At 70.8% G+C, this 26,061-nt stretch carries 22 protein-coding genes and 1 pseudogene; 11 read left to right on the top strand and 12 right to left on the bottom strand.

The window, feature by feature from the left end:
• Positions 1-282, bottom strand: a pseudogene (locus ABT360_RS21160) (metallophosphoesterase); the annotation flags it as partial.
• Positions 283-360: 78 nt separating this feature from the next.
• Between ABT360_RS21160 and ABT360_RS21155 the strand changes: the two are divergent.
• A complete protein-coding gene (locus tag ABT360_RS21155) occupies positions 361-825 on the top strand; it encodes a GatB/YqeY domain-containing protein (RefSeq protein WP_351818530.1) in 465 nt (154 codons plus the stop codon).
• A 139-nt stretch (positions 826-964) separates the two neighbouring features.
• On the opposite strand, the gene ABT360_RS21150 is transcribed toward ABT360_RS21155, so the two are convergent.
• Positions 965-3,208: a transglycosylase domain-containing protein gene (locus ABT360_RS21150; RefSeq protein WP_351818527.1), complete on the bottom strand. Its 2,244-nt coding sequence runs from the start codon at positions 3,206-3,208 to the stop codon at positions 965-967.
• Between the two features lie 708 nt (positions 3,209-3,916).
• On the opposite strand from ABT360_RS21150, the gene ABT360_RS21145 reads away from it, so the two are divergent.
• Entirely contained in the window at positions 3,917-4,261 is a 345-nt protein-coding gene (locus ABT360_RS21145; protein ID WP_058940833.1) for a WhiB family transcriptional regulator, read from the top strand.
• Between the two features lie 50 nt (positions 4,262-4,311).
• Here ABT360_RS21145 and ABT360_RS21140 read toward each other — a convergent pair whose 3' ends face one another.
• Positions 4,312-5,583, bottom strand: a complete 1,272-nt coding sequence (locus tag ABT360_RS21140) for an ArsA family ATPase (RefSeq protein WP_351818524.1) — start codon at positions 5,581-5,583, stop codon at positions 4,312-4,314.
• Positions 5,580-6,542 (bottom strand): ArsA family ATPase, encoded by a 963-nt coding sequence (locus ABT360_RS21135; RefSeq protein ID WP_351818521.1) that lies wholly within the window; start codon positions 6,540-6,542, stop codon positions 5,580-5,582. The genes ABT360_RS21140 and ABT360_RS21135 overlap by 4 nt, the downstream gene beginning before the upstream one ends.
• A gap of 72 nt (positions 6,543-6,614) precedes the next feature.
• On the opposite strand from ABT360_RS21135, the gene ABT360_RS21130 reads away from it, so the two are divergent.
• From ABT360_RS21130 to ABT360_RS21110, 5 genes are all read left to right on the top strand, one after another.
• Entirely contained in the window at positions 6,615-6,773 is a 159-nt protein-coding gene (locus ABT360_RS21130; protein ID WP_019992579.1) for a DUF4177 domain-containing protein, read from the top strand.
• Entirely contained in the window at positions 6,770-7,243 is a 474-nt protein-coding gene (locus ABT360_RS21125) for a RidA family protein (RefSeq protein ID WP_351818517.1), read from the top strand. The genes ABT360_RS21130 and ABT360_RS21125 overlap by 4 nt, the downstream gene beginning before the upstream one ends.
• A gap of 103 nt (positions 7,244-7,346) precedes the next feature.
• Positions 7,347-8,219 (top strand): NUDIX hydrolase, encoded by an 873-nt coding sequence (locus ABT360_RS21120; RefSeq protein ID WP_351818514.1) that lies wholly within the window; start codon positions 7,347-7,349, stop codon positions 8,217-8,219.
• Positions 8,216-9,046: an MBL fold metallo-hydrolase gene (locus tag ABT360_RS21115; protein WP_351818511.1), complete on the top strand. Its 831-nt coding sequence runs from the start codon at positions 8,216-8,218 to the stop codon at positions 9,044-9,046. Before ABT360_RS21120 ends, ABT360_RS21115 begins: the two co-directional genes overlap by 4 nt.
• A gap of 124 nt (positions 9,047-9,170) precedes the next feature.
• On the top strand, positions 9,171-10,055 hold the full coding sequence (locus ABT360_RS21110) for a prohibitin family protein (RefSeq protein WP_351818509.1): 885 nt from the start codon (positions 9,171-9,173) through the stop codon (positions 10,053-10,055).
• Positions 10,056-10,121: 66 nt separating this feature from the next.
• On the opposite strand, the gene ABT360_RS21105 is transcribed toward ABT360_RS21110, so the two are convergent.
• On the bottom strand, positions 10,122-10,796 hold the full coding sequence (locus ABT360_RS21105; protein ID WP_073756902.1) for a Crp/Fnr family transcriptional regulator: 675 nt from the start codon (positions 10,794-10,796) through the stop codon (positions 10,122-10,124).
• A 387-nt stretch (positions 10,797-11,183) separates the two neighbouring features.
• Between ABT360_RS21105 and nth the strand changes: the two genes are divergently transcribed.
• The 3 genes from nth to ABT360_RS21090 all read left to right on the top strand — a co-directional run bounded on the left by nth (position 11,184) and on the right by ABT360_RS21090 (position 14,371).
• Positions 11,184-12,083: an endonuclease III gene (gene nth / locus ABT360_RS21100; RefSeq protein ID WP_444852291.1), complete on the top strand. Its 900-nt coding sequence runs from the start codon at positions 11,184-11,186 to the stop codon at positions 12,081-12,083.
• A gap of 349 nt (positions 12,084-12,432) precedes the next feature.
• The gene (locus ABT360_RS21095; RefSeq protein ID WP_351818536.1) at positions 12,433-13,086 is read left to right on the top strand and encodes an NUDIX hydrolase; all 654 of its coding nucleotides are present in this window, start codon (positions 12,433-12,435) and stop codon (positions 13,084-13,086) included.
• A gap of 85 nt (positions 13,087-13,171) precedes the next feature.
• Positions 13,172-14,371 carry a MarP family serine protease gene (locus ABT360_RS21090; protein WP_351818504.1) on the top strand — a complete coding sequence of 400 codons (1,200 nt, stop codon included), beginning with the start codon at positions 13,172-13,174 and terminating at the stop codon, positions 14,369-14,371.
• Positions 14,372-14,735: 364 nt separating this feature from the next.
• Here the strand turns inward: ABT360_RS21090 and ABT360_RS21085 are convergent, their stop codons facing one another.
• The 6 genes from ABT360_RS21085 to ABT360_RS21060 all read right to left on the bottom strand — a co-directional run bounded on the left by ABT360_RS21085 (position 14,736) and on the right by ABT360_RS21060 (position 22,967).
• Entirely contained in the window at positions 14,736-14,915 is a 180-nt protein-coding gene (locus ABT360_RS21085; RefSeq protein WP_351818501.1) for a hypothetical protein, read from the bottom strand.
• Positions 14,916-15,066: 151 nt separating this feature from the next.
• Positions 15,067-15,999 carry an alpha/beta fold hydrolase gene (locus tag ABT360_RS21080; protein WP_351818499.1) on the bottom strand — a complete coding sequence of 311 codons (933 nt, stop codon included), beginning with the start codon at positions 15,997-15,999 and terminating at the stop codon, positions 15,067-15,069.
• Positions 15,996-16,490 carry a phage holin family protein gene (locus ABT360_RS21075; protein WP_351818497.1) on the bottom strand — a complete coding sequence of 165 codons (495 nt, stop codon included), beginning with the start codon at positions 16,488-16,490 and terminating at the stop codon, positions 15,996-15,998. Before ABT360_RS21075 ends, ABT360_RS21080 begins: the two co-directional genes overlap by 4 nt.
• Positions 16,491-16,529: 39 nt before the next feature.
• Entirely contained in the window at positions 16,530-18,011 is a 1,482-nt protein-coding gene (nhaA, locus tag ABT360_RS21070) for a Na+/H+ antiporter NhaA (protein WP_351818494.1), read from the bottom strand.
• Positions 18,012-18,221: 210 nt separating this feature from the next.
• On the bottom strand, positions 18,222-20,177 hold the full coding sequence (gene acs, locus ABT360_RS21065) for an acetate--CoA ligase (protein WP_351818491.1): 1,956 nt from the start codon (positions 20,175-20,177) through the stop codon (positions 18,222-18,224).
• 261 nt (positions 20,178-20,438) lie between these two features.
• The gene (locus ABT360_RS21060) at positions 20,439-22,967 is read right to left on the bottom strand and encodes a bifunctional SulP family inorganic anion transporter/carbonic anhydrase (protein ID WP_351818488.1); all 2,529 of its coding nucleotides are present in this window, start codon (positions 22,965-22,967) and stop codon (positions 20,439-20,441) included.
• 821 nt (positions 22,968-23,788) lie between these two features.
• On the opposite strand from ABT360_RS21060, the gene ABT360_RS21055 reads away from it, so the two are divergent.
• Complete coding sequence (locus ABT360_RS21055) at positions 23,789-25,087, top strand: hypothetical protein (protein WP_351818533.1); 1,299 nt, start codon at positions 23,789-23,791, stop codon at positions 25,085-25,087.
• Here the strand turns inward: ABT360_RS21055 and ABT360_RS21050 are convergent.
• Positions 25,075-26,061 (bottom strand): ATP-binding protein, encoded by a 987-nt coding sequence (locus tag ABT360_RS21050; RefSeq protein WP_351818485.1) that lies wholly within the window; start codon positions 26,059-26,061, stop codon positions 25,075-25,077. The genes ABT360_RS21055 and ABT360_RS21050 overlap by 13 nt on opposite strands.

Raw genomic sequence — 26,061 nt, 5'->3', positions numbered from 1 at the left:
ATTCGGGTCGGAGAGGTTGTCGCCGGTGTTCACCACGAAGTCCGGGCGCAGCCCGGCGAGCGACTGGAGCCACGCCCGCTTCTTGTGCTGACCGCTCACCATGTGGATGTCCGAGACCTGAAGCATCCGCAACGGCCGCGTCCCATGCGGCAGTACGGGGACGGTGATCCGGCGCAGCCGGAAGGAGCGGGCCTCGAACCCGGCGGCGTAGGCCAGACCGGCCGCGCCGACCGCTGCGATTCCTGCGGTGACTTTCAGGGGAACTCCGTATCGCGCGCGCATACGGCCATCGTCCCAGAACGGCGGGGGCGCGGGAAATGCGCGGGCGTGCAGGTCATCGCACCTGCCACACTTGTCCGCATGACCACGCTCAAGTCCAAGCTGCAGGAAGACCTCAACGCCGCGATCAAGGAGCGCGACGAGCTGCGCTCCTCGACGCTCCGGCTGACCCTCGCCGCCATCACCAAGGAGGAGGTCGCGGGCAAGGAGAAGCGCGAGCTCTCCGACGACGAGGTGCAGAAGGTGATCGCCAAGGAGGCGAAGAAGCGCCGCGAGGCGGCCGAGGCCTTCGGGCAGGGCGGCCGTGCCGAGCAGGCCGAGCGTGAGAAGGCCGAGGGCGTCATCCTCGACGCGTACCTGCCCAAGCAGCTCGGCGACGACGAGCTGGAGCAGATCGTCGCCCAGGCGGTCGAGGAGGCCAAGGCCGCCGGCGCCGAGGGCCCGCGCGCGATGGGCGCCGTGATGAAGATCGTCAACCCGAAGGTCGCCGGCCGAGCCGAGGGTGGCCGCGTCGCCGCGGTGGTCAAGCAGCTCCTGGCCGGCTGAGACCGGGCACGGCCCCGCACCCGCTCGCTGTGGTGGGCCGGGACCGTCGGGTCGCCGTATGTGTACGAGCACCGAAAAGGGCGCCCCGCCGGATTCCCGGTGGGGCGCCCTTGTTCGTCATGAGCGCGAGCGCTGAGCGTCAGCGCCAGCCGCCGCCATTGCCGTTGCCGCGCTGGTTGCCGCCGCCGATCAGGTCCGGCGGGATGGTGATGCCGCCCCAGGGGTCGTCGCCGCCCGGCTTGCCGTTGTCACCGCCGCCGTTGCCGCCGCCCGGCTTGTTGTCACCCGGCTTGTTGTCCCCGGGCTTGCCCTTGCCGTCCTTCGGGGCCTCGGGGATGTGGACGCCGACGAAGTCGGGCGCCTCGCGGCCCTCCAGAGCGCCGGTCATGGCGTCCCGCCAGATCGGGCCCGGTACCTCACCACCGAAGACCTTGTCGTGGTACTGGCCACCGATCCTGATGGAGAACATCTCGACGTCCTGGCTCGGGCTGCCCACCCACACGGCGCCCGACAGGTTCGGGGTGTAGCCGACGAACCAGGCGTTCTTGCGGGCGTCCGTCGTACCCGTCTTGCCCGCGTTGTCGCGGCTGGTCAGGCCGGCCTTCTCACCCGTACCGGAGTCGATGACGTCGCGCAGCAGGGAGTTGATGGTGTCGGCCGTCCGCTCCGACATCGCCTTGGTGCAACTGGTCTTCGGGACTTCCAGGCTCTTGCCGTCCGCCGTCTTGATGGACTCGATGGCGGTCGGTGTGCAGTACGTGCCGCGGTTGGCGAACGTCGCGTACGCGTTGGCCATGTTCAGCGGCGAGATGCCCTTCGAGCCGAGCGAGATCGCGGGCACCTCGGGCATCTTCGCGTCATTGCCCTGCACCACGCCCAGCTTGTTGGTCATCTCCACGACCGGGCACATCCCGATTTCGCCGATCATCTGTACGAAGTACGTGTTGACCGACTGGGCCATCGCGTCCTTGAGCGCGTACGGGCCGACCTCCGACTCGTTCTCGTTCTCCACCTTGTCCCCCTGGTTGACCCAGGGCTTTCCGCTGCACGTCGACACCGACGACGGGTACGGCATCTGGTACGGCGACGAGTACACCTGCGTCGGCGGCTTGCCCTGCTCCAGGGCGGCCGCCGCCACGAAGGGCTTGAACGTCGAACCGACCGGGAAGCCGAAGTTCGAGCCGCCCATGCGCTTGTTGACGGAGTAGTTGATCTGGGTTTCGTTCTTCCCGAAGCCGTAAGGCCTGGACTGACCCATCGCAAGGATCTTCCCGGTGCCCGGCTGGACCATCGTCACCGCCGTGGCGACCTTGTCCGTCTGGTAGACGTGGTTCTTGATCGACTCCTGCGCCGCCTTCTGTGCCTGCGGGTCGAGCGTGGTCTTGATGGTCAGCCCGCCGCGGTTCCAGATCTTGCTGCGTTCCTCGCGGTCCTCGCCGAAGACCGGGTCGGAGAGGAAGACCTCGCGTACGTAGTCGCAGAAGAAACCGGCGCCGTCGACGGCGGTGATGCAGCCGTTCTTCGGCTTGCTGACCTGAAGCTTGATCGGCGTGGCCTTCGCGCGCTCCGCCTCCGCCTGGCTGATGTCACCGACGGCGGCCATGCGCGACAGGACGACGTTGCGGCGCTTGGTGGCCTCCTGCACGTCGTTGACCGGGTCGTAGCGGCTCGGCGACTGGACGATGCCGGCCAGCATCGCCGACTCCTCCAGGGTGAGGTCCTTGGCCGGCTTGGAGAAGTAGCGCTGGGACGCGGCCTCGATGCCGTACGCCTGCTGCCCGAAGAAGGTGATGTTGAGGTAGTTCTCGAGGATCTTCTTCTTCCCGAGCTCCTCCTCGACCTGGATCGCGTACTTCAGCTCCTGGATCTTGCGGCCGAGGGTCTGCTGGGTGGCCTCGGCGACCTTGTCGGGGTCGTCGCCGGCCTCCTCCACGAAGACGTTCTTCACATACTGCTGGGTCAGCGTCGAGGCGCCCTGCGTGACCCCGCCCGACTGGGCGTTGCGGTTGAGCGCGCGCAGTACGCCTTTGAGGTCGATGGCGCCGTGCTCGTAGAAGCGCGAGTCCTCGATCGCGACGATCGCCTTCTGCATGTAGGGGGAGATGTCCTTCAGGTCCACGACCGTGCGGTCACGGGAGTAGACCGTGGCGATCTGGCCGCCCTGCGAGTCCAGGATCGTGGTGCGCTGGCTCAGCGGGGGGCGCTTGAGATTGGCCGGGATCTCGTCGAACCCCTGGACCGTGCCCTTCGCCGCGAGCCCCAGCGCTCCCGCGGCGGGCAGGGCGATGCCCGCCATGACGGCTCCGGCGAGCACGCTGACACCGACGAACTTGGCGGCCTGCTGGGTCCGGGTCAGGCCACCGCCCGAGCGCTTCTTTGGCATGGGTGAAGCCTAATCCGTCAGTGGTGGCGTTCCGAGGGAGCGGGTGGGTTACGGGAGGTTCGCGTACCAGGTTGTGACATGGGCGCTCCGGCCCGGACGACTGCTACGGCGTGGCCCGGCCGCTGCTGCACCTCATCGAGACCTGCCCAGGGCCCGGTGCTGACCGGTGAGCCCGGGCCGGGCGCCGGCGCGTGGCACCTCGGGCTCCGGCAGCGCGCCGTCAACGGGGGTCTCGTCCTCAGTTCGTCCCCCGGTTGGTCCCCGGCTCGGACCTGGGGGCCGCATCCCGGCACGCAGATCAGGAAAGCCGGGGGCGGGTGCCCGGTCCGAGGAGTCTCCCTGCGCGTTTTCCGGACACACGGACAGGCCTTGGCCTAAGCTAGTCACAACTGTCACAGCAGTTGCTCCCCGGCATGACCCCGCGCGTTCCCGAGCCGCGCCGGACCGTGTCCGTTTCCCCCTCATGCGTCAGCCCGTGCCCTTTGTGGCTCACCCAGAACGCCCCGCACTGCGCCAATTGTTACGCATGTCTATCGCTCACTCCCCTGGGTGATCTGCCGCGTACGCATAGTCCGTTCGGACCATTCAAGATTGGGCCCGAAGGGGGTGTTGCGCTGTGCCCACCTTCCGTAACGTCCTCAACTGGTAGCGGTGAATATGCCGCTGCCGCCGTGGGGGAGCCTCGATTCGGGAGAGGACGGCGCCGGTATGGGCTGGGTAGCTGACTGGAGTGCGCAGGCCGCCTGCCGCACTACCGATCCGGATGAACTGTTCGTACAAGGAGCGGCGCAGAACAGGGCCAAGGCCGTGTGTACCGGGTGCCCGGTGCGTACGGAGTGCCTGGCCGACGCGCTGGACAACCGCGTCGAGTTCGGCGTGTGGGGCGGTATGACGGAGCGTGAGCGCCGCGCGCTGCTGCGCCGTCGGCCGACCGTCACCTCATGGCGCCGGCTGCTGGAGACCGCGCGAACGGAGTACGAGCGGAGCGCGGGCATCCTGCCCGTCGCGCTGGACGACGACGAGACGTACGAGACCTACGCGGCAGTGGGATAGGCCAGGTAGCCAGGTAGCAGTGGGACAGGCGCAAGCCGGTCCCTACGGAATCAGCGGTGCCCTTCCGCCAGCAGGTCGCCGATGGCGCGGAGGCCCGCCAAGTCGTGCACGTCACCGGGGAGCGCGGGTACTTCCGTGACCGCCACCTCGGGGTGGAGTGCGGTGAAACGGTCGCGCGTGCGCTGTTCCCGCGCGAGCACCTGCATCCGTTCGGCGTGCAGGCGAAGCAGACCCGCGGTCAGTTCCGCGACGGCGGGCGACGTGGCGGTGGTGACACCGGCCGCGATGTCGGTGCTTGCTGCTGGGGTTTCGGGGGCCTCGGGCTCGGGAGAGGTGGCCTCGGGGCCACGAACACCAGTCTTCCCGGCCCCCTGATCCACAATGCGGCCCTCTTCAAGATTTTCCGCCGCGGCCAGTGCCCGCTCGGCGGACAGCCGGACGGCCCCGCTGCTGTGCACCCGGTTGAGCACCAGCCCGGCCAGCGGCATCCGCTCCGCCGCCAGCCGCTCCACGAAGTACGCCGCCTCCCGCAGCGCGTCCCGCTCCGGCGCGGCCACCACCAGGAACGCCGTGCCCGGCGCCTGAAGGAGCCGGTACGTGGCGTCCGCCCGGGTACGGAAGCCGCCGAACATGGTGTCCATCGCCGCCACGAAGGTCTGTACGTCCCGCAGCAGCTGACCCCCCAGCAGCTTGCCCAGGGTGCCCGTCATCATCGACATGCCGACATTCAGGAACTTCATCCCCGCCCGGCCGCCCACCTTCGCCGGCGCCATCAGCATCCTGATGAACTTCCCGTCCAGGAACGACCCCAGCCGCTTCGGCGCGTCCAGGAAGTCCAGCGCCGAACGGGACGGCGGGGTGTCGACCACGATCAGGTCCCACTCCTCGCGTGCCCGCAGCTGGCCCAGCTTCTCCATGGCCATGTACTCCTGCGTGCCCGCGAATCCGGCCGACAGGGACTGGTAGAAGGGGTTGCCGAGAATGGCGGCCGCCCGCGCCGGCTCCGCGTGCCCCTCGACGATCTCGTCGAAGGTGCGCTTCATGTCGAGCATCATGGCGTGGAGTTCGCCGCCGCCCTTGATGCCGTCGACCCGTCGCGGAACGTTGTCCAACTGGTCGATGCCCATCGACTGGGCGAGCCTGCGGGCCGGGTCGATCGTCAGGACGACGACCTTGCGGCCGCGCTCCGCCGCCCGTACGCCCAGGGCGGCCGCCGTCGTCGTCTTGCCGACGCCGCCCGCGCCGCAGCACACGATGATGCGCGTCGCCGGGTCGGCGAGCAGCGGGTCGACCTCCAGGCCGGGAGCCTCTTCGAGAGTCATGCGCCCACCCCGAGCTTCCTCAGTTCCTTGGCCAGCCGGTAGAGACCGGCGATGTCCGCCCCTTCGCCCAGGAAGGGCAGTTCGTACGTCGGGACCTGAAGCTTCGCCAGCGCCTCCCGCTGCTCCCGCTCCAGCTCCACCCGCTGGGCGTGCTCGACGGCCTGGTCCAGGAGCGGACCGACCAGCCGGGTCGAACCGCTGATGCCCGCCGCGGCGAGAGCCTTGGTGATGTCCTTGCGGTGGTCGCCCGCCGCCGCCCGTACCGCGTCCTCGTCCAGGACGTGCGGGCGGACCATGTTGACCACCACTCCACCCACCGGGAGGTCGGCCTCGCGCAGCTCGGCGATACCGTCGGCGGTCTCCTGAACCGGCATCTCCTCCAGCAGCGTCACCAGGTGGACGGCCGTCTCGGGGGACTTCAGGACCCGCATCACCGCGTGGGCCTGATTGTGTATCGGACCGATCTTGGCCAGGCCCGCCACCTCGTCGTTGACGTTCAGGAAGCGGGTGATGCGGCCGGTAGGAGGGGCGTCCATGACGACGTAGTCGTACACGAACCCCCCGTGTTTCTCCCGGCGGCGTACCGCCTCGCACGCCTTGCCGGTCAGCAGGACGTCCCGTACGCCCGGCGCGATGGTGGTGGCGAAGTCGATGGCGCCCAGCTTCTTGAGGGCGCGGCCCGCCGAGCCGAGCTTGTAGAACATCTGGAGGTAGTCGAGGAGCGCGCGCTCGGCGTCGATGGCCAGCGCGTACACCTCGCCGCCGCCCGGCGCGACGGCGATCTTCCGCTCCTCGTAGGGAAGCGCCTCCGTCTCGAAGAGTTGTGCGATGCCCTGCCTGCCCTCGACCTCCACGAGGAGGGTCCGCTTGCCCTCGGTCGCGAGGGCGAGCGCGAGGGCGGCGGCGACCGTCGTCTTACCGGTACCGCCCTTGCCGCTGACGACCTGGAGCCTGCTCACGTATTCGAGCCTAACCAGTCGGGTCCTGGGCTACGCAGGAGGCTGCCTTCGGCAGCGGCTACAGTCGGCCCCATGACCAAGTGGGAATACGCGACCGTGCCCCTTCTCGTGCACGCGACCAAGCAGATTCTGGACACCTGGGGCGAGGACGGCTGGGAGCTCGTCCAGGTCGTCCCCGGGCCGAACAACCCCGAGCAGCTCGTGGCGTACCTGAAGCGGGAGAAGCCGTGACCGGCCGTGTGGAGGCGACGCTCGCCGAACTCGGCCTGACCCTTCCGGACGTGGTGCCGCCGCTGGCGTCGTACCAGCCGGCGGTCCGGTCGGGCGTGTACGTGTACACGGCGGGTCAGCTTCCGATGGTGGACGGCAAGCTTCCGGTCACCGGCAAGGTGGGCGGCGAGGTCACCCCGGAGGAGGCCAAGAAGCTCGCGCGGATCTGCGCGCTCAACGCGCTGGCCGCCGTGAAGTCGGTCGCCGGGGACCTGGACCGGATCGCCCGGGTCGTGAAGGTCGTCGGATTCGTCGCCTCGGCGTCGGACTTCACCGGGCAGCCTGCCGTCCTCAACGGCGCCAGTGAGCTGCTGGGCGAGGTGCTGGGCGACAAGGGCGTGCACGCGCGCAGCGCCGTGGGCGTCGCGGTGCTTCCGCTGGACGCGCCGGTCGAGGTGGAGATCCAGGTGGAGCTGGTCCCGGAGGACTGAGCGCCCTGCTGCTGTACGGCCCCGTGCCCCGGGTGGGTGCGGGGCCGTTGCCGTAGCCACCTTTCCTCTCGAACATCTCGGCGGATGCGCATAGCATCCGGCCATGCCCAATGGTCAGTGGTACCCCCCGGAGTGGCCCGACCGCATCCGTGCGCTCGCCGACGGCACGCTCACGGTCGTGGCCCCGAGACGGGCCGCGACCGTCCTGCTGCTGAGGGACGGCGCCGATGGGCCCGAGGTGCACATGGTGCGCCGGCGTACGTCCATGGCCTTCGCGGGCGGCGCGTACGCCTATCCGGGTGGCGGCGTCGACCCGCGCGACGAGCACCCGGTGCGCTGGGCGGGCCCGTCACCCGCCGAGTGGGCGGCCCGGCTCGGGGTCGCGGAGGCGGCCGAGGCGCAGGCCATCGTGTGCGCGGCGGTGCGCGAGACGTTCGAGGAGTCCGGCGTCCTGCTCGCGGGCCCGACCGCCGACTCGGTCGTCGCCGACACGCGGGGCGACGACTGGGAGGCCGACAGGGCGGCCCTGGTGGCCCGTGAGCTGGCGTTCGCGGACTTCCTGGACCGGCGGGGCCTGGTGCTCCGCTCCGACCTGCTGGGCGCCTGGGCGCGCTGGATCACCCCGGAGTTCGAGCCGCGCCGCTACGACACGTGGTTCTTCGTGGCCGCCCTCCCGGCCGGGCAGCGGGCCTCCAACGCCTCGACGGAGGCCGACCGTACCGTCTGGATCCGCCCGGCGGACGCGGCTGCGGGCTACGACCGGGGCGAGCTGCTCATGATGCCGCCGACGATCGCCACGCTGAGGGCCCTGGAGCGGTACGGGACGTCCGCCGAGGCGCTGGAGGGGGCCGGGGACCAGGACCTCGGCCCCGTACTGGCTCAGGCGCGTCTGGAGGGCGGCGAGGTGGTGCTGAGCTGGCCGGGGCACGAGGAGTTCACGAAGAGGGTCGGCACGGGAGGAGGTGCGCGCGCATGACCGACGCCGCCGCGCTTCCCGGGCAGCCGCGCGGGGCCGTGGTCTCCGGCCCGGCGACGGAACGCGCCGTCAACGTCCTCGCGCCCAACCCGTCCGCGATGACGCTCGACGGCACGAACACCTGGATCCTCTCCGAGCCGGACTCGCCGCTCGCCGTCGTGGTCGACCCGGGCCCGCTGGACGAGACGCATCTGCGGCGGGTGATCGAGACGGCCGACCAGCTTGGCAAGCGCGTCGCGCTGACCCTCCTGACGCACGGGCACCCCGACCACGCCGAGGGCGCGGGGCGGTTCGCCGAGCTGACGGGAACGGCCGTGCGCGCGCTGGACCCGGCGCTGCGGCTGGGTGACGAGGGGCTGAAGGCCGGGAGGGCCGTCGAGGTCGGTGGCCTGGAGCTGCGCGTCGTACCGACCCCGGGGCACACCGCCGACTCGCTCAGCTTCCACCTGCCGGCCGACCGGGCGGTGCTCACGGGCGACACCATCCTGGGGCGGGGTACGACGATGGTGGCGCACCCCGACGGGCGGCTCGGCGACTACCTGGACTCCCTGCGGCGGCTGCGCTCGCTGACGGTCGACGACGGCGTCCACACCGTGCTGCCGGGCCACGGCCCGGTCCTGGAGGACGCCCAGGGGGCGGTCGAGTACTACCTGGCCCACCGCGCCTCCCGGCTCGCCCAGGTGGAGACGGCCGTCGAGAACGGCCACCGGACGGCCGCGGAGGTCGTCGCGCACGTGTACGCGGACGTGGACCGGTCCCTGTGGCCGGCGGCCGAGCTGTCGGTGCGGGCGCAGCTGGAGTACCTGACCGAGCACGGCTTGATCTGAGGGAGGGAGGGAGCGGAGGGGAGGGGAGGGGAGCGGGGGCGGGTCCGCCTGCGGGGGGGAACCGGCGCAGGCCCATGCTTTACGCTCCGCTTACTTCTGTGCTCCGTCCCTGGGGGGATCTTCCGTGTTCGTCCTGTCCATCCTGTTGCTCATCGCCGCCGCGGTGCTGTTCTTCGTCGCGCGCGGCACCGAACGCCGGGGCCTCAAGCTCGGCTCGGCCGGTGCGCTGATCGCCGGCCTGTTCGCCGCCGTGACCAGCTGCGTACACGTGATCAGCGCGTACGAGGTCGGCGTCCCCGTGACCTTCGGCAAGGTCGGCGCGCCCATGACGTCCGGCATGAACCTCACCTCGCCGTTCACCAACGTCACCACCTTCTCCACGCGCCCGGTCGACCTGAACCTCTCCGACAAGGACGTCGTCGAGGTCCGTTCCTCGCAGGGCGGCGTGATGTACGTGGAGGTGACCGTGAAGTGGGCGGTCACCCCGGCCAAGGCGGTCGAGCTGTACAAGCTGGCCGGCAGCGAGGAGGCGATCCAGCAGCGGCTGGTCTTCCCGGACAGCCGGGAGATCATCCGTAACGTCTTCGCCCGCCACACGAGCGAGGAGGGCTACGCCACCGCCCGCGAGCAGATCAACACCGAGATCGGCGATCTGATCAAGGAGCGGCTGGCGCCGCGCGGCATCGACGTGACGACCGTGAACCTGCGGAACGTGAAGCCGTCCGACCAGCTCCAGAACCAGATCGACCGCAAGATCCAGCAGCAGCAGGCCACCGAACGGGCGACCGAGGCCGCCCGTACGGCGAAGGCGGAGGCGGAGCGGCGCCGGATCGAGGCGGAGGGCATCGCCCGGGCCAACAAGATCCTCAACAACTCGCTGAGCGACAAGGTCCTGCTGAACCAGTGCATCGACGCCTTCAAGGAGGTGGCCGCGAAGAACCCGGTGTACGCGGTGCCGTGCGGCGGCGGCAACGGCAACCCGCTGATCGTCGACGGCACGAAGAACTGACGTACGCGGACGGCGAAGGGCCGCCCCGGTGTTCCCGGGGCGGCCCTTCCACGTAGGCGGTGCGTACTAGCGCGAGCGCTTGGCGAGCCGCTCGACGTCCAGCAGGATCACGGCGCGCGCCTCCAGGCGCAGCCAGCCGCGGCCCGCGAAGTCGGCGAGGGCCTTGTTGACCGTCTCGCGGGAGGCGCCGACGAGCTGGGCCAGCTCCTCCTGGGTCAGGTCGTGCACGACGTGGATGCCCTCCTCCGACTGCACGCCGAAGCGGCGCGACAGGTCCAGGAGCGCCCGGGCGACGCGGCCCGGTACGTCGGAGAAGACCAGGTCGGACATCTGGTCGTTGGTCTTGCGCAGGCGGCGGGCGACAGCGCGCAGCAGGGCGGTGGCGACCTCGGGGCGGGCGTTCAGCCAGGGCTGGAGGTCGCTGTGGCCGAGGCCGAGGAGCTTGACCTCGGTCAGGGCGGTCGCGGTGGCGGTACGCGGGCCCGGGTCGAAGAGGGACAGCTCGCCGATCAGCTCGCCGGGACCGAGGACGGCGAGCATGTTCTCGCGCCCGTCGGGGGACGTGCGGTGGAGCTTCACCTTGCCCTCGGTGACCACGTAGAGCCGGTCGCCCGGGTCGCCCTCGTGGAAGAGCGCGTCGCCACGGGCGAGCGTCACTTCACTCATCGAGGCGCGGAGCTCCGCGGCCTGCTCGTCATCGAGCGCCGCGAAGAGCGGGGCGCGCCGCAGAACGTCGTCCACGAGTTCTCTCCTATGTCGACCTGCTCAGGGACATTGGGTCCCATGATGCCGGACGGTAAAACAGTGCGATCAATCACAACAAGTTTGACGCACTGGTACGCGTGTCCGTACGGCAGGGCCCCCATTGGGGCGTGATCGACCAGGGCCGGGGCGAATGTCAGCGGTGGCGCTTAGGCTGGCCGGGTGTCCAATTCGCCGGTGAGAGCGCAGGTCGAGGGGGCCGGGAGAGTGTCCGGGGAACAGAATTCCGCTGTGGGCGAACACGTGTCGCCCGCGCCGAAGGAAGCCGCAAAAGTGGACAAACCGACGAAGGCGGCCAAGGCGGCCAAGACGGCAAAGGCAGCCAAGACGGTCAGGGCGGCCAAGGGGGCCGCGACCGCCGGGACGGTGAAGACCGCCGGAGCGACGAAGTCCGCGGGGGCGGCGAAGCCCGCCGTGACCGGCAAGGCGGCGGCCAAGGTCGTCAAGGCCGCCAAGGCCGACACCGCGCCGCAGAAGGCGCCGCGGCCCTGGAAGCCGGAATCGCATCTGGCGATGGTGCGCCGCGCCCGCAGGATCAACCGAGAGCTGGCCGAGGTCTATCCGTACGCCCATCCCGAGCTCGACTTCCGCAACCCCTTCGAGCTGCTCGTCGCGACCGTGCTGTCGGCCCAGACGACCGACCTGCGGGTCAACCAGACGACCCCCGCGCTGTTCGCGAAGTACCCGACGCCCGAGGACATGGCGGCGGCGGTTCCTGAGCAGCTGGAGGAGATCATCCGGCCGACCGGCTTCTTCCGCGCCAAGGCCAAGTCCCTGCTGGGCCTGTCCGCGGCTCTGCGGGACGACTTCGGCGGTCAGGTACCCGGCCGGCTGGAGGACCTGGTGAGGCTGCCGGGCGTGGGCCGCAAGACGGCGAACGTGGTCCTGGGCAACGCCTTCGGCGTCCCGGGCATCACCGTGGACACCCACTTCGGCCGGCTGGTCCGGCGGTGGAAGTGGACCGAGCAGGAGGACCCGGAGAAGGTCGAGGCGGAGATCTGCGCGATCTTCCCCAAGTCGGAGTGGACCATGCTCTCCCACCGGGTGGTGTTCCACGGCCGCCGCATCTGCCACTCCCGCAAGCCCGCCTGCGGCGCCTGCCCGATCGCACCGCTCTGCCCGGCGTACGGGGAGGGCGAGACGGACCCGGAGAAGGCGAAGAAGCTCCTCAAGTACGAAATGGGTGGCTACCCGGGCCAGCGCCTGGCCCCGCCCCCGGACTACCCGGGCCGCCCGGCGGCGCCCCTGGGTACCGGTGACGAGTGACGGAACGAATCAGTGGGTGAAACGCGTTGGGAAGCCGGGGGTGCCTATGACGCGCGCTGAAGAACACACGTACAACCGCGGGACCAACCGCCCGGCGCCGCCGGCCGGTGCCCGGCCAACCCCGTCACCCGGCATCGAACCCACTGCCCCCCGCACCCCCCACCGCCCCGCCACCCACCCGGAGAGCCCCGCCCCCCACCCGGAGCGCAGGGCTCCGCTCGCCCCCGCCCAGGTGGAACCGGCCGTCCCCGCCCACCCCCGTGGCACCGCCCCCGCCCCCTCCCGTGCCGCCGCTGCTCCCCACCCGCAGCAGACCGCCCTCGGACCCGGCCGGCCGGCGCAGGTCGCCGTGACCGAGGAGGGGCTGCCCGATTGGCTGGAGCCGGTCGCGCGGGCGGCGCGGACCGTGGCGCCCGAGCAGCTCAGCCGGTTCCTGCCGCCCGAGCGCGGTGGCCGCCAGTCCGCCGTGCTCATCCTCTTCGGCGAGGGCGACCGCGGCCCCGAGCTGTTGCTCATGGAGCGGGCCGGCAGCCTCCGCTCGCACGCCGGACAGCTGTCCTTCCCCGGCGGCGCCCTCGACCCCGAGGACGGCGACCCCGAGGCCGACGGGCTGTTGCGCGCCGCGCTGCGTGAGGCCGAGGAGGAGACGGGCCTCGATCCCTCCGGCGTACAGATCTTCGGCGTGCTGCCCCGGCTGTACATCCCCGTCAGCGGCTTCGTCGTGGCGCCCGTCCTCGGCTGGTGGCGCTCACCGAGCCCGTTCCGGGCCGTCGATCCGGCCGAGACCGCCCGGGTCTTCACGGTGCCCGTGGCGGATCTCACGGATCCGGCCAACCGGGCCACGACCGTCCACCCCAGTGGGCACCGCGGTCCGGCATTTCTGGTCGAATCGGCTCTGGTCTGGGGCTTCACCGCCGGGGTGATCGACCGGATCCTCCACTTCGCCGGCTGGGAGCGACCCTGGGACCGGGAGAAGCAGGTCCCGCTCGACTGGCGCTCATGACAGGCTGACGCTGTGCTCCGGCGGCCCCTCAGGGCCGAACGGGGCGGGTGGGGCGACCGGAGACGAATCTGCGAGGCTAATGACGGTGAACGTGCTGGACATTCTGCTGCTGGTCGCCGCCGTGTGGTTCGCGATCGTCGGGTACCGCCAAGGATTCGTCGTCGGCATCCTGTCGGTGATCGGTTTCCTCGGCGGCGGCCTCGTCGCGGTCTATCTCCTCCCGCTCGTCTGGGGGCCGCTGACGGACGACGCCAAGGTGTCGACGACCGCCGCGATCGTCGCGGTCGTCGTCGTGATCGTCTGCGCCTCGGTGGGCCAGGCCTTCACCACCCACCTCGGCAACAAGCTGCGCCGTCACATCACTTGGTCGCCCGCCCGCGCGCTGGACGCCACCGGCGGCGCCCTGGTCAACGTGGTGGCCATGCTGCTGGTCGCCTGGCTGATCGGCTCTGCCCTGGCCGGTACGTCCCTGCCCACCCTCGGCAAGGAGGTCCGCAATTCCAAGGTGCTGCTCGGCGTCTCCCGGGTGATGCCCGCCGAGGCCTCCACCTGGTTCGCCGACTTCTCCTCCGTACTGGCGCAGAACGGCTTCCCGCAGGTCTTCAGCCCGTTCGCCAACGAGCCGATCACCGAGGTCCGGGCCCCCGACCCGGCGCTCGCGGGCAGCCCGGTGGCCGCCCGCGCCAAGAGCTCCATCGTCAAGGTCGTCGGCACGGCGCCGAGCTGCGGGAAGGTCCTCGAAGGCACCGGCTTCGTCTTCGCCGAGCGCCGCGTCATGACCAATGCGCATGTCGTCGGCGGAGTCGACGAGCCGACCGTCCAGATAGGGGGCGAGGGCAGGAAGTACGACGCGAAGGTCGTCCTCTACGACTGGCAGCGCGACATCGCCGTCCTGGACGTACCGGACCTGGAGGCGAAGCCCCTCCGGTTCACGGACGCGGACGCGCGCAGCGGTGACAGCGCGATCGTCGCGGGCTTCCCGGAGAACGGCGCGTACGACGTCCGCTCGGCGCGCGTGCGTGGTCGGATCAACGCCGACGGCCCGGACATCTACCACCGCGGCGAGGTGCGCCGCGATGTGTACTCGCTGTACGCGACGGTCCGCCAGGGCAACTCCGGCGGCCCGCTGCTCACGGCGGACGGCAGGGTGTACGGGGTGATCTTCGCGAGGTCGCTGGACGACCCGAACACCGGCTACGCCCTGACGGCCGACGAGATCCGCCAGGACATCGAGCTCGGCCGGACCGCCAACCAGCAGGTCGACAGCCAGGGCTGCGCCCTCTGACGGGCGGGCGCCCGCGCCCGCCCGTGCCGGTGCGGTGCCGCTGCCGTGCCGGGGTCGCCGGGGGCGAGCGCGTGCCGGTGCGGTGTCGGGCCCCAGCACGTGCCGGAGCCTGCCGAGGCCTCGCACGTGCGGGAGCCGTGCCGGTGCGGTGCCAAGGTCGCGACGGGGCCTTGCACGTGCCGGGGCCCTGGCGCGACGCGCCCCGCACGTGCCGGAGCCGCCGGCGCCGCGTACGTGCCGGGGTCGCCGGAGGGAGCCGTGACGGGGTGGGCCTGCCGGTGCCGGCGCGTCCTTGTGCGGGCCTGCTCAGTGGGTGGGGCCAGGCGGGCCGGGCGCGACCCTGTCCAGCCGCGCCCAGCCGTGCCTAGCCGCGCGTATGCCGGAGGCGCGCCGAGACCCAGCGGGCCCGGCGGCGGAGGATACGGGGGATCCCGAGTCGGGGGTCCGGCCCCTGGCCGGGAGGCGGGCCGCTCCTCGAGGGGATCGGCGCAGAGGCCGAGCGGCGGTTCCGTGCTGAGTCAGCGTAGTCGTGCGTCCAGCCCATACCCCGACGTTTGCCCGGGCCCCAAGGTCGGTAACCGCCTTGGAGGCCGCCAATTGGCCTATGCGCCGGGCAATTGGCTGTTCGTCATACAATCTGTTCGTCGTGCAACGGTGTGACCGTCCCACATGTGGCGGCGGGACACAGCGGGCGGTCACCGGTCCGGCTCGGGGTCCTTCAGCCAGTTGATGAGTTCCGTGGAGAACGCCACCGGATCCTCCTCATGGGGGAAGTGGCCCAGGCCGTCGAACAGCCGCCACCGGTACGGAGCTTCCACGTACTCGCCCGAACCCGCCGCGCTGCGCGTCCGCATCGCAGGGTCCATCGAGCCGTGCAGGTGCAGCGTCGGAACCCGCACCGGGCGCTTCATACGGCGGTTGAACTGGATCCCGTCCGGGCGGGCCAGCGACCGCACCATCCACCGGTACGGCTCGATCGAGCAGTGCGCCGTCGACGGGATCGTCATCGCGCGCCGGTACACGTCGATCGTGTCCTCACCCGGCTCCTGGCCCGGTCCCGACCAGTCGCGGATCAGCCGCCCCACCAACGCCGCGTCATCCGCGACGAGCTGACGCTCAGGCAGCCACGGCCGCTGGAAGCCCCAGACGTACGACCCGGCGCGTGACTGCGAGAAGTCCGCCAGCATCGCCGAACGCCACCGCCGCGGGTGCGGCATCGACGAGACCGCCAGCCGGCGCACCAGCTTCGGCCGCATGACCGCCGCCGTCCACGCCAGGTACCCGCCCAGGTCGTGCCCGACCAGCGCCGCGTCCGGCTCGCCGAGCGACCGCACCACGCCCGTGATGTCGAGCGCCAGGTTCGCCGGGTCGTAACCTCGAGGCGTACGGTCGCTGCCGCCCACGCCCCGCAGGTCCATCGCGACCGCCCGGAACCCGGCGTCGGCGAGCGCGGGCAACTGGTGCCGCCACGTCCACCAGAACTGCGGGAAGCCGTGCAGCAGCAACACCAGCGGACCGTCGCCCATCTCGGCGATATGGAAGCGCGCCCCATTGGCCGCCACGTCACGATGTGTCCAGGGACCATCGATCCGTACGGGACTGCCGGTGTTGCTCTCAGGGACGGTCATGCAGACGAGCGTGCCACAACCTCGGCCTCGTCCTTGACCGGAAGGGCGGGACGAATCGGACGCCCGGCGGCCTCACGGGGATGCGGCTTGGCGTTGCCGAGCACGGCGGCCGTCCGCTTGGCCGACGCGATGGACCGCTCCGGCGGCTTGACCTTCTTGAACTTGGTCACCGCGAGCAGCGCCAGCAGCCCCGCCAGCACCAGGTAGGCGCCACCGACGATCAGGAAGGACCAGGCGAGCCCGAGCCCGAGGTTGTGGATGCCGTACGCCGCGGCGAAGCTCAGTACGGGAAGCGAGAAGAGCGCGAAGACACCCGCGACGCTGATGGCCGCACCGCCCATCACGCCGCGCTTGACGTCCTGTCGCAGTTCGGCCTTGGCCAGCGCGATCTCGTCGTGCACCAGCGCGGACATCTCGGCGGTCGCCGAGGCGACCAGCTGGCCGAGACTGCGCTCCGCACCAGGTCCACCATTGTCGGCGGGGTAGCTCATCGACTCGCTCCCTCTTCTCTCCTACAGTCCGACCTCAGATCATGCCGGACGGTCGCCGTCTGTGCGCGATCCCCCCGCCACTTCGGCCCCGTGAGCCGTCCGGGCCTCGTCGGTCGCGGCGGCCGCCTCGGCGAGTCGTCGGTGCTCGGTTGCCTTTTTCTCGTGGATCTCCGCCATGCGCAGGTGGTACGCCGGGGTGTGCTCCTCGTACACGTCCGGAATGCCGTCCATGTCGTCGTCCCGCTCCTCCTCCGCGAGCAGCGCGTGGTACTTGCGCACCCGCAGCTTCAGCAGGATCGCGGCGAGTACGGCGGCGATGAGCGAGCCCATCAGGACCGCCGCCTTGACCTGGTCGGTCAACCCCGGGTTCCCCGCGAAGGCGAGCTCGCCGATCAGCAGCGATACGGTGAAGCCGATGCCCGCGAGGGTGGCGACGGCGAACAGGTCCGCCCAGGTCAGGTCCTTGTTGAGCTCCGCCCTGGTGAAGCGGGCCGCCAGCCACGTACCACCGAAGATGCCGAAGGCCTTGCCCACCACCAGGCCCAGCACCACACCGAGGGTCTCCGGCCTGGTGAAGACATCGGCCAGCGCACCGCCACTGATGGAGACGCCCGCCGAGAACAGCGCGAAGAGCGGTACCGCGAATCCGGCCGACAGGGGCCGCACCAGGTGCTCGATGTGCTCGCCCGGGGAGTGGTCCTCGCCGTCGCGGCGGGTGCAGCGCAGCATCAGGCCCATGGCGACGCCGGCGATGGTGGCGTGGACGCCGCTGTTGTACATCAGGCCCCAGATCACCAGGGCGAGCGGGACGTACACGTACCAGCCGCGCACGCCCGTGCGCAGCAGCACCCAGAAGACGACCAGGCCAGCGAAGGCGCCGCCGAGCGCCGCGAAGTTCAGGTCGTTGGTGAAGAAGACCGCGATGATCAGGATGGCGAACAGGTCGTCGACGACGGCCAGCGTGAGGAGGAAGGCGCGGAGCGCGGACGGCAGTGAGGTGCCGATGACCGCGAGGACGGCGAGTGCGAAGGCGATGTCGGTGGCGGTCGGGACCGCCCAGCCGTCCATCGAGCCGCCCCCGCCGACATTGACCAGCGTGTAGACCAGGGCGGGGGCGATCATGCCGCAGAGTGCGGCGATCACCGGCAGGGCGGCCGCCTTCGGGTCGCGCAGCTCTCCCGCGACGAGCTCGCGCTTGAGTTCGATGCCCGCGACGAAGAAGAAGACGGCCAGCAGTCCGTCGGCCGCCCAGTGCTGGAGGGACAGGTCGAGGCCGAGGGCGGCCGGGCCCACGTGGAAGTCGCGTACGGACTCGTAACTGCCGCTGATCGGGGTGTTCGCCCAGAGGAGGGCGGCGACGGCCGCGAGCAGCAGCAGGACACCGCCGACCGTCTCGGCGCGCAACGCGTCCGCGACGTACGTCCGCTCGGGGAGCGAGAGGCGGGCGAGGAACGTGCGCCGCGCGCTGGACGCGGGCGGGGTGCTGGGGTCGCGGGGGGCGGTGGGCTCGGGCGCGGCCACGGTGGCGGACCTCCGGTCGGTTCGGCGGGCATGACGAAACGCATTGCCGACCAGACTTCCCGGCGCACCATGAGACCTGTGTTCGTTTTTTGACGCGGCTCCTACCGTACCCGGTGTACGCAAGGGCAGATCCGGCGAATGCCACTTTATGTGCGAAGAGGGCATCCGGCGCGACGCGCCGGATGCCCTCTTCGGGGCGACCGAGCCCGGTCAGTCCTCGCTGGAGGCCGTCGGCAGCTGGGACTGGATCAGATCCATGACGGACGAGTCCGTGAGCGTGGTGACGTCACCCAGCTGGCGGTTCTCCGCGACGTCGCGCAGCAGCCGGCGCATGATCTTGCCGGAACGCGTCTTGGGCAGCTCGGCCACCGGAAGGATGCGCTTGGGCTTGGCGATGGGGCCGAGCGTCGCGCCCACGTGATTGCGCAGGTCGGCGACGAGAGTGTCGTCCTCACTGGCCGTGCCGCGCAGGATCACGAACGCCACGATCGCCTGACCGGTCGTCTCGTCGGCCGCGCCCACGACCGCCGCCTCGGCGACCTTCGGGTGCGACACGAGCGCGGACTCCACCTCGGTCGTGGAGATGTTGTGGCCGGACACCAGCATCACGTCGTCCACGCGCCCGAGCAGCCAGATGTCCCCGTCGTCGTCCTTCTTGGCGCCGTCACCCGCGAAGTACTTGCCCTCGAACCGGGACCAGTAGGTGTCGATGAACCGCTGGTCGTCGCCCCAGATGGTGCGCAGCATCGAGGGCCACGGCTCGGTGAGGACCAGGTATCCTCCTCCGCCGTTGGGGACCTCGTTCGCCTCGTCGTCGACGACGGTGGCGGAGATCCCCGGCAGGGGTCGCTGCGCCGAACCCGGCTTCGTTTCGGTGACGCCCGGCAACGGCGAGATCATCATCGCGCCGGTCTCGGTCTGCCACCAGGTGTCCACGATGGGGGTCTTGCCGCCGCCGATGTTCTCCCGGTACCAGATCCACGCCTCGGGGTTGATCGGCTCGCCGACCGAGCCCAGCACCCGCAGCGACGACAGGTCGAACTTGGCGGGGATGTCGTCGCCCCACTTCATGAACGTGCGGATGGCGGTGGGAGCGGTGTAGAGGATCGTGACGCCGTACTTCTGCACGATCTCCCAGAACCGGCCCTGGTGCGGGGTGTCCGGCGTGCCCTCGTACATCACCTGCGTCGCGCCGTTGGCCAGCGGCCCGTACACGATGTACGAGTGGCCGGTCACCCAGCCGATGTCGGCGGTGCACCAGTAGACGTCGGTCTCCGGCTTGAGGTCGAAGACCGCGTGGTGGGTGTACGCCGCCTGGGTGAGGTAGCCGCCGGAGGTGTGCAGGATGCCCTTGGGCTTCCCCGTCGTACCGGACGTGTAGAGGATGAAGAGCGGGTGCTCCGCGTCGAACGCCTCGGGGGTGTGCTCGGTGGACTGGCGGGCGACGATGTCGTCCCACCAGACGTCCCGGCCCTCGGTGAAGGCGGTGTCCTGGCCGGTGCGGCGCACCACCAGTACGTGCTCCACCTGCGGGCACTTGGCGACGGCCTCGTCGATGGCCGGCTTGAGCGCGGACGGCTTGCCGCGCCGGTAGCCGCCGTCGGCCGTGATGACCAGCTTGGCGTCGGCGTCCTGGATGCGGGAGGCGACGGCGTCGGCCGAGAAGCCCCCGAAGACGACGGAGTGCGCGGCGCCGATTCGGGCACAGGCCAGCATGGCGACGGCGGCCTCCGGGACCATCGGCATGTACACCGCGACCCGGTCACCCTTGCGGACTCCCAGTTCGGTCAGCGCGTTGGCCGCCTTGGAGACCTCGTCCTTGAGCTCGGCGTACGTGATGGCCCGGCTGTCGCCCGGCTCGCCCTCGAAATGGATGGCGACGCGGTCTCCGTGCCCCGCCTCGACGTGCCGGTCCACGCAGTTGTACGCCACGTTGAGCTTGCCGTCGGCGAACCATTTGGCGAAGGGCGGGTTCGACCAGTCGAGGGTCTCGGTCGGCTCGGTGGCCCAGCTGAGCCGGCGTGCCTGCTCGGCCCAGAAGCCAAGCCTGTCCGCCTCGGCCTGCTCGTACGCGGCCGCCGTCACATTGGCGTTCGCAGCCAGCTCGGCGGGCGGTGCGAACCGCCGCTCCTCCTTCAGAAGGTTGGCCAGGCTCTCGTTGCTCACGACATCTCCCATTCCCGGGGCGTCCGATGTGTCCCAGCCCATAGCTCATCAGCCAGATGCCCGGGTGACAAGAGCTTCCAGCGGATTGGTTTAGACCTCTTGGCCGGTGTGTCGTGCGGGTATCGGCTGATGGGATGAACGGGACCAGGTGGTGAAGTGACCCCTCCTCCCCGGGCGGTGGGGAGAAGGGGCCACCGACCACCCTCACGGATGCGGCCCGCCGGAGGTTCAGGTGGCCGTCGACCGGCCCCGGGGGGCAGCTCAGGCCGACGCGCCTTCTTTGGGCGACGGGCGGGGCGCCGGCCGGGCCGGCGAGTGGGGGGTGGGGGACATGGGGACGGAGGAGGTGGCGGGCGTGTCGAAGACGCAGGAGGAGGAACGGCTCGACTTCGGATGGGCGGTCGGGGCCACCCACTGGAAGAGGGCGCCCTCCTCGTCACCAGGCGTGTCGCCCGCCCGGACGTCCGACAGGAGATAGGCCTGCGCCTCACCCACGTGGAAATACATCCCCTGCAGTTCCAGCGTGCCCTCCGCGAGCCGCCGCGCCACCGCTTCGTACGCCTTCAGATGCTCCAGTTGCTGGACCACATTGGTCAGGCACAGCTGCTCGACGGCATCGACGGGCAGCCTCCCCGCGCTGTCGCCGGACGGGCCCCCGGAGAGCCGGGCCCAGGTGCGGTGCGTGTTCTTCATCCGCTCCAGGCTCGGCATCCCGTGCCGGAGCCAGCGCCGCAGCGGCGTCTGGGGTGCGGGCTCGGACGCGTCCGCGTTGCTGCTCAGCAGGGTCTGCATCGCCCCGCAGTCCGAGTGCCCGCACACGGTGATGGACTGCACGCGCAGCACCTCCACCGCGTACTCGATCGCGGCCGCCACGGAGTCGTCCCCGCTCTCCCCGCCCGGCAGCGGCACCAGATTGCCCACGTTGCGCACGGTGAACAGGTCGCCCGGGCCGCTGGCCGTGATCATGCTGGTGACGAGCCGCGAGTCGGCGCACGTCAGGAAGAGCTGCGACGGCCGCTGGCCCTCGCGCGCGAGCCTGGCCAGCTCGTCGCGGACCAGTGGAGCGGTGTTGCGCTGGAAGGAGCTGAGCCCACTGGCCAGCTGATGGCCCTTCATGTGCCGCTTGGGCTCGGTCGTCGGGTGTTCACCGCAGTGGTGGTTGCGCCAGGGCGTCCAGGGGCGGCAGCAGGCGTGCGTGCCCGCGCCGGGCTCCGCGATCCGCACTCCGGCGCGGCCGGTCATCTCGACCTGGCCGCCCCGGGCGACATGGGACATCTGCCAGTCCTGCAAGGTCTCGTAGGCCGCGTGGTCCATGAACGATCCGTCCAACTCGACGACGGCGCTCGCCCCCTGGGGAACCTGGTGCAGTGCCCGGCTCAGCCGGGGCACGGCCAGGAAGGTCAACTGCCCCCGGACCTTGATGTGCTCGACGCCTCCCTTGGTCTCCTTGGTGATCCGTGTCCTGGTCAGCCGGTGCATGGCGACACCGCTGGCCACGACGATGCCGAGCGCCACGCCCTCCAGGATCCCGATGAGGACGACCCCGGACACCGTCACGGCGTAGACCAGCACCTCCCGGTGGCGGGTGACGCTGCGGATGTGGGTGATGCTGACCATCTGGATACCGATGACCATGACCAGTGCGGCGAGCGCGGGCAGCGGGATCAGGTCGATGAGCGGCACCAGGACGAGGGCGGCCAGCATCACCCACAGGCCGTGCAGCATCGTGGAGTGCCGGCTCACCGCGCCCGCCGACACGTTCGCCACGCTCCGTACGGCGACGCCCGCGACCGGCAGCCCGCCGAGGGCGCCGGAGACGATGTTCGCGGCCCCCTGACCGGCCAGCTCCCGGTCGAGGTTGGAACGCGGCACATGAACCGTCGTGTCCTTGCGGGCGGCCACCAGCTTGTCGACGGCCACGGCCGACAGGAGCGACTGGACGCTGGTGACCAGCGTGATGGTCAGGACGCCCACCGCGATGCCCAGGACGGGCCCGTCCGGCAGCCCGGGGAGCGCGTGGCTGCTCCAGGAGGGCAGGTCCACTCGGGGTACGCCGATCCCGGCGGCGACGGCCAGGACGGTCGCGGCGGCCACGGCGGCGAGTGCGGCCGGCGCCTTCCGCAGGCCACGTCCCACCCGCCCGGGGAGCCGCGGCCACACCAGCAGGACGATGACGGTCACCACGCTCACCGACACCGCGGCCGTGTGCAGGTCGGCCAACTGTGACGGCAGCCCGAGGACGTTGTCCACGGCGGAGCTCTGGGGCGTACCGCCGAGCACGACGTGGAGCTGGGCGAGGGCGATGGTGACGCCGATGCCGGCCACCATGCCGTGCACGATCGCCGGCGACACGACGAGGGCCGAGCGGGCCACCCGCAGCACGGACAGGGCGAGTTGGGCGAGCCCCGCGAGGACGGTGATGGCGCAGGTGGTGAGCCAGCCGTACTTCTGGATGAGCTCGGCGGTGACCAGGGTCAGCCCGGCGGCGGGCCCACTGACCTGAAGCGGTGAGCCGCCGAGCCGGCCGGCGACGATACCGCCGACGGCGGCGGCCACGAGGCCGGCCTGGAGCGGCGCGCCGGTGGCGAGTGCGATGCCGAGCGAGAGCGGCAACGCGATGAGGAAGACCGCGATCGAGGCCGAGAGGTCGGCACCCGCGATCGGGAATCGGCGCCCGCCCCCGGAGGGCGGCGGGCTGTGCGGCCGCTTGAAGCGGGGCCTCGCGGCGGCACGGAACGTACGGCCGGGACGGTCGGTGAGGCCCGTGCGGGCCGGGGTGCAGGCAGTCATGGGTTCCCGTCTCCTCCGGGGCAGCGCGGTCGCGGTACGTGCGGGTCGAACGAACGTGGGGTCGCGGCCGTGGGTCACGGCGTGCAGCGGCGGGAGTGTGCCAACTCTGTGTAAACAGATCGTAATGCAGAGTAAAGTCTCCGGCATTATTTTCGATGCAAAAGGGGCAAAGTTTCACCTCATTCGGTGATTAGTCGTTCTAGTACGGCTTGTCGTATCTTCACATCGCCTTCCGTGGTGCGACGTTGACGGTGCTCGCAGCAGAGACCTCCGTGGACCACGAGAAGGGTGGGCGGAAGATGGCCGCCACGAAGAAGACCGGCAGGCACGGGCGCGCCGCCCGCACGGGCGCCGTCCGACAGAGCCCCTCCCGCACGAGCGCCGCCCAGCGGATCGCCGTGCCCGAGACCTTCGCCTCGGGGCCGGGCCGAGCGGACACGACCGTTCCGGTGGCCGGCCGAGCGGACGTGACCGCCCTGGGAACGGGCCGCGCGGACACGACCGCTCCGGTGGCGGGCGCGGACGTGACCGCCCTGGGAACGGGCCGCGCGGACACGACCGCTCCGGGCGGAGCCGCCCTGAGCAAGACGGTCCTCGGCGGGGCCGCTCCCGTTGGCACCGTCCCGGGCTCAACGGCTGCCGTCGGCACGGTCCCAAGCGGCGCAACAGCTCCCGTCGTCACCGTGCTCGGCGGGGCGGGTCCCGTTGGTGCCGCTCGGGGAGGGACCGCTTCCGGTGGCACCGCTCTGGGCGGGGCCGGCGGGCGCCGGGGTGGCCTGGACAGTGGTGGCCGGGGCCGGGGTGGCCCCGGCAGGACGGGCCTGGGCAGGACCGGCCCGGGCGGGCGGCGGCCCGCCGGCGCGGTCGCCGTCGCGGCCGGGATCGCGGCGGTACTGGTGGCCGGGCTGGCCGGATGCACCGCCTCCGACGAGGCCGCCGAGGCGGGCGCGGCCGGCCCCAAGCGGGTTGCAGCGCCCAAGAGCGCGGTCCGGCTCATCGGCGACGGCTCGACCGCCTACACCGGCGCCCAGCCCGGGCTGCGCAAGCCGGAACGCCTCAAGCCCGGTGAGAAGCCCCCGCAGTTCGTGGTCTTCTCCTGGGACGGCGCAGGCGAGGACAGCCAGAAGCTCTTCTCGCACTTCCGCGAGGTGGGCAAGAAGTACGGCGCGACGATGACGTACTTCCTCAGCGGCGTCTATCTGCTGCCGGAGGAGAAGTCGACGCTGTACGTCCCGCCCGGCCACGCCCCCGGCCGTTCCGACATCGGCTTCAACGACACGGAGGGCATCCGCGACACCGTGCGCGAGCTGCGCGGTGCCTGGCAGGAGGGCAACGAGATCGGCACGCACTTCAACGGCCACTTCTGCGGCCCGGAGAGCGGTGTCGGCACCTGGTCGGTCGAGGACTGGAAGAGCGAGATCGCGCAGGCCAAGTCCTTTGTGAAGAACTGGAAGACGAACTCCGGACTGACGTCCGAGAAGCCGCTGCCCTTCGACTACGACACGGAACTCATCGGCGCCCGCACCCCCTGCCTGGAAGGCCGGGACAACTTCGTACGCGCCGCGAGCCAGCTCGGCTGGCGCTACGACACCAGCGGCGTCAACAACCAGGTCTGGCCCGGAAAGGACCAGGGCCTGTGGGACCTCTCGCTCCAGATGATCCCGATCCCGGGGCGGTCCTTCGAGACGCTGTCCATGGACTACAACTTCATGGTCAACCAGTCGGGGACCGCCAAGGGCGCGCCCTCCATGCACAGGTACTGGGGCAACCAGTTCCGGGACGGGATGCTCCAGGCCTTCGACCGCGCGTACAACGGCAACCGCGCCCCCCTGATCATCGGCAACCACTTCGAGTCCTGGAACGGCGGCACGTACATGCGGGCCATCGAGGAGACGATCGCCAACGTCTGCGTCCGCAGTGAGGTGCGGTGTGTGTCGTTCCGGCAGCTCGCCGACTGGCTGGACGCACAGGACCCCGTCGTCCTGGCCAAACTGCGCACCCTGAAGGTCGGTGAGGCTCCGAAGGACGGCTGGACGGCCTTCCTCGCCGCCCGGCCTTCCGCGGCACCGGCCTCCGGCGCCGCCTCACCGCCCGCCGCCGCCCGCCGTCAGGCGGGCTGAACGGCGCCCAGTCCCTCACCGAGCACGAAGCCGGGGTCGACCTGCGCCGCCAGGTCGGCCCCCGTCTTCGCGTTGCCCCAGCTCTCCGCGTTCTTCAGGTGGAAGTGCACCATCTGGCGCGTGTAGCGCTCCCAGTCACGGTGCCGGTACGAGTCCTCCGCGGCGTTCTGGAGCGACTGCAACGCCATCCGGTTCTCCGCCTCCAGCAGCTCGAAGCGCGCCGGACGGCCCTTCTCCATCGATCGGACCCAGTCCGAGTGGCCGACCGTGACGAGCAGGTCGTCGCCGATCTCCTCGCGCAGGAAGCCGACATCCTCCATCCCCTGCACCTTGTTGCCGACGACCCTCAGCGTGACACCGAAGTCGCGTGCGTACTCCTTGTACTGGCGGTAGACGGAGACGCCCTTGCGGGTCGGCTCGGCCACCAGGAACGTCATGTCGAACCGGGTGAACATCCCGGAAGCGAACGAGTCCGAGCCGGCCGTCATGTCGACGACCACGTACTCGTCGGGCCCGTCGACCAGGTGGTTCAGGCACAGCTCCACCGCGCCGACCTTCGAGTGGTAGCAGGCGACCCCCAGGTCGGACTCGGTGAACGGACCGGTCGCCATCAGCCGGATGTCGCCGTCGTCCAGGTGTACGGGGCGGGCGCACGCCTCGTAGACCGGGTTGTCCTCGCAGACGCGCAGCAGCCGTGACCCCTCACCCGGTGGAGTCGTTTTGATCATCGTCTCGGCGGACGGGATCCGCGGGTTGGAGCCGCGCAGATATTCCTTGATCAGCGGCAGGTGCGCGCCCATCGCCGGCAGCGCGGCCGCTTCTGTCTCATCGAGCCCCAGCGCGGTCCCGAGGTGCTGGTTGATGTCGGCGTCCACCGCGAGGACGGGGGCCTCATTGGCGACGAGGTGGCGGATGAAGAGCGAGGACAGCGTGGTCTTGCCGCTGCCGCCCTTCCCTACGAAAGCGATCTTCAT

Source organism: Streptomyces sp. NPDC000229, from assembly GCF_040300825.1.
Lineage (GTDB): Bacteria > Actinomycetota > Actinomycetes > Streptomycetales > Streptomycetaceae > Streptomyces.
Note: the sequence above shows the minus strand (reverse complement) of the source record. Positions and strands in the feature narration are given on the sequence as shown.

Excerpts from the sequence above, each read along its gene's own strand:
- ABT360_RS21155 (WP_351818530.1), top strand. The coding sequence starts at position 361 with ATGACCACGCTCAAGTCCAAGCTGCAGGAAGACCTCAACGCCGCGATC.
- ABT360_RS21150 (WP_351818527.1), bottom strand. The coding sequence starts at position 3,208 with ATGCCAAAGAAGCGCTCGGGCGGTGGCCTGACCCGGACCCAGCAGGCC.
- ABT360_RS21145 (WP_058940833.1), top strand. The coding sequence starts at position 3,917 with ATGGGCTGGGTAGCTGACTGGAGTGCGCAGGCCGCCTGCCGCACTACC.
- ABT360_RS21140 (WP_351818524.1), bottom strand. The coding sequence starts at position 5,583 with ATGACTCTCGAAGAGGCTCCCGGCCTGGAGGTCGACCCGCTGCTCGCC.
- ABT360_RS21130 (WP_019992579.1), top strand. The coding sequence starts at position 6,615 with ATGACCAAGTGGGAATACGCGACCGTGCCCCTTCTCGTGCACGCGACC.
- ABT360_RS21120 (WP_351818514.1), top strand. The coding sequence starts at position 7,347 with ATGCCCAATGGTCAGTGGTACCCCCCGGAGTGGCCCGACCGCATCCGT.
- ABT360_RS21115 (WP_351818511.1), top strand. The coding sequence starts at position 8,216 with ATGACCGACGCCGCCGCGCTTCCCGGGCAGCCGCGCGGGGCCGTGGTC.
- ABT360_RS21085 (WP_351818501.1), bottom strand. The coding sequence starts at position 14,915 with ATGGGCTGGACGCACGACTACGCTGACTCAGCACGGAACCGCCGCTCG.
- ABT360_RS21080 (WP_351818499.1), bottom strand. The coding sequence starts at position 15,999 with ATGACCGTCCCTGAGAGCAACACCGGCAGTCCCGTACGGATCGATGGT.
- ABT360_RS21075 (WP_351818497.1), bottom strand. The coding sequence starts at position 16,490 with ATGAGCTACCCCGCCGACAATGGTGGACCTGGTGCGGAGCGCAGTCTC.
- ABT360_RS21060 (WP_351818488.1), bottom strand. The coding sequence starts at position 22,967 with ATGACTGCCTGCACCCCGGCCCGCACGGGCCTCACCGACCGTCCCGGC.
- ABT360_RS21050 (WP_351818485.1), bottom strand. The coding sequence starts at position 26,061 with ATGAAGATCGCTTTCGTAGGGAAGGGCGGCAGCGGCAAGACCACGCTG.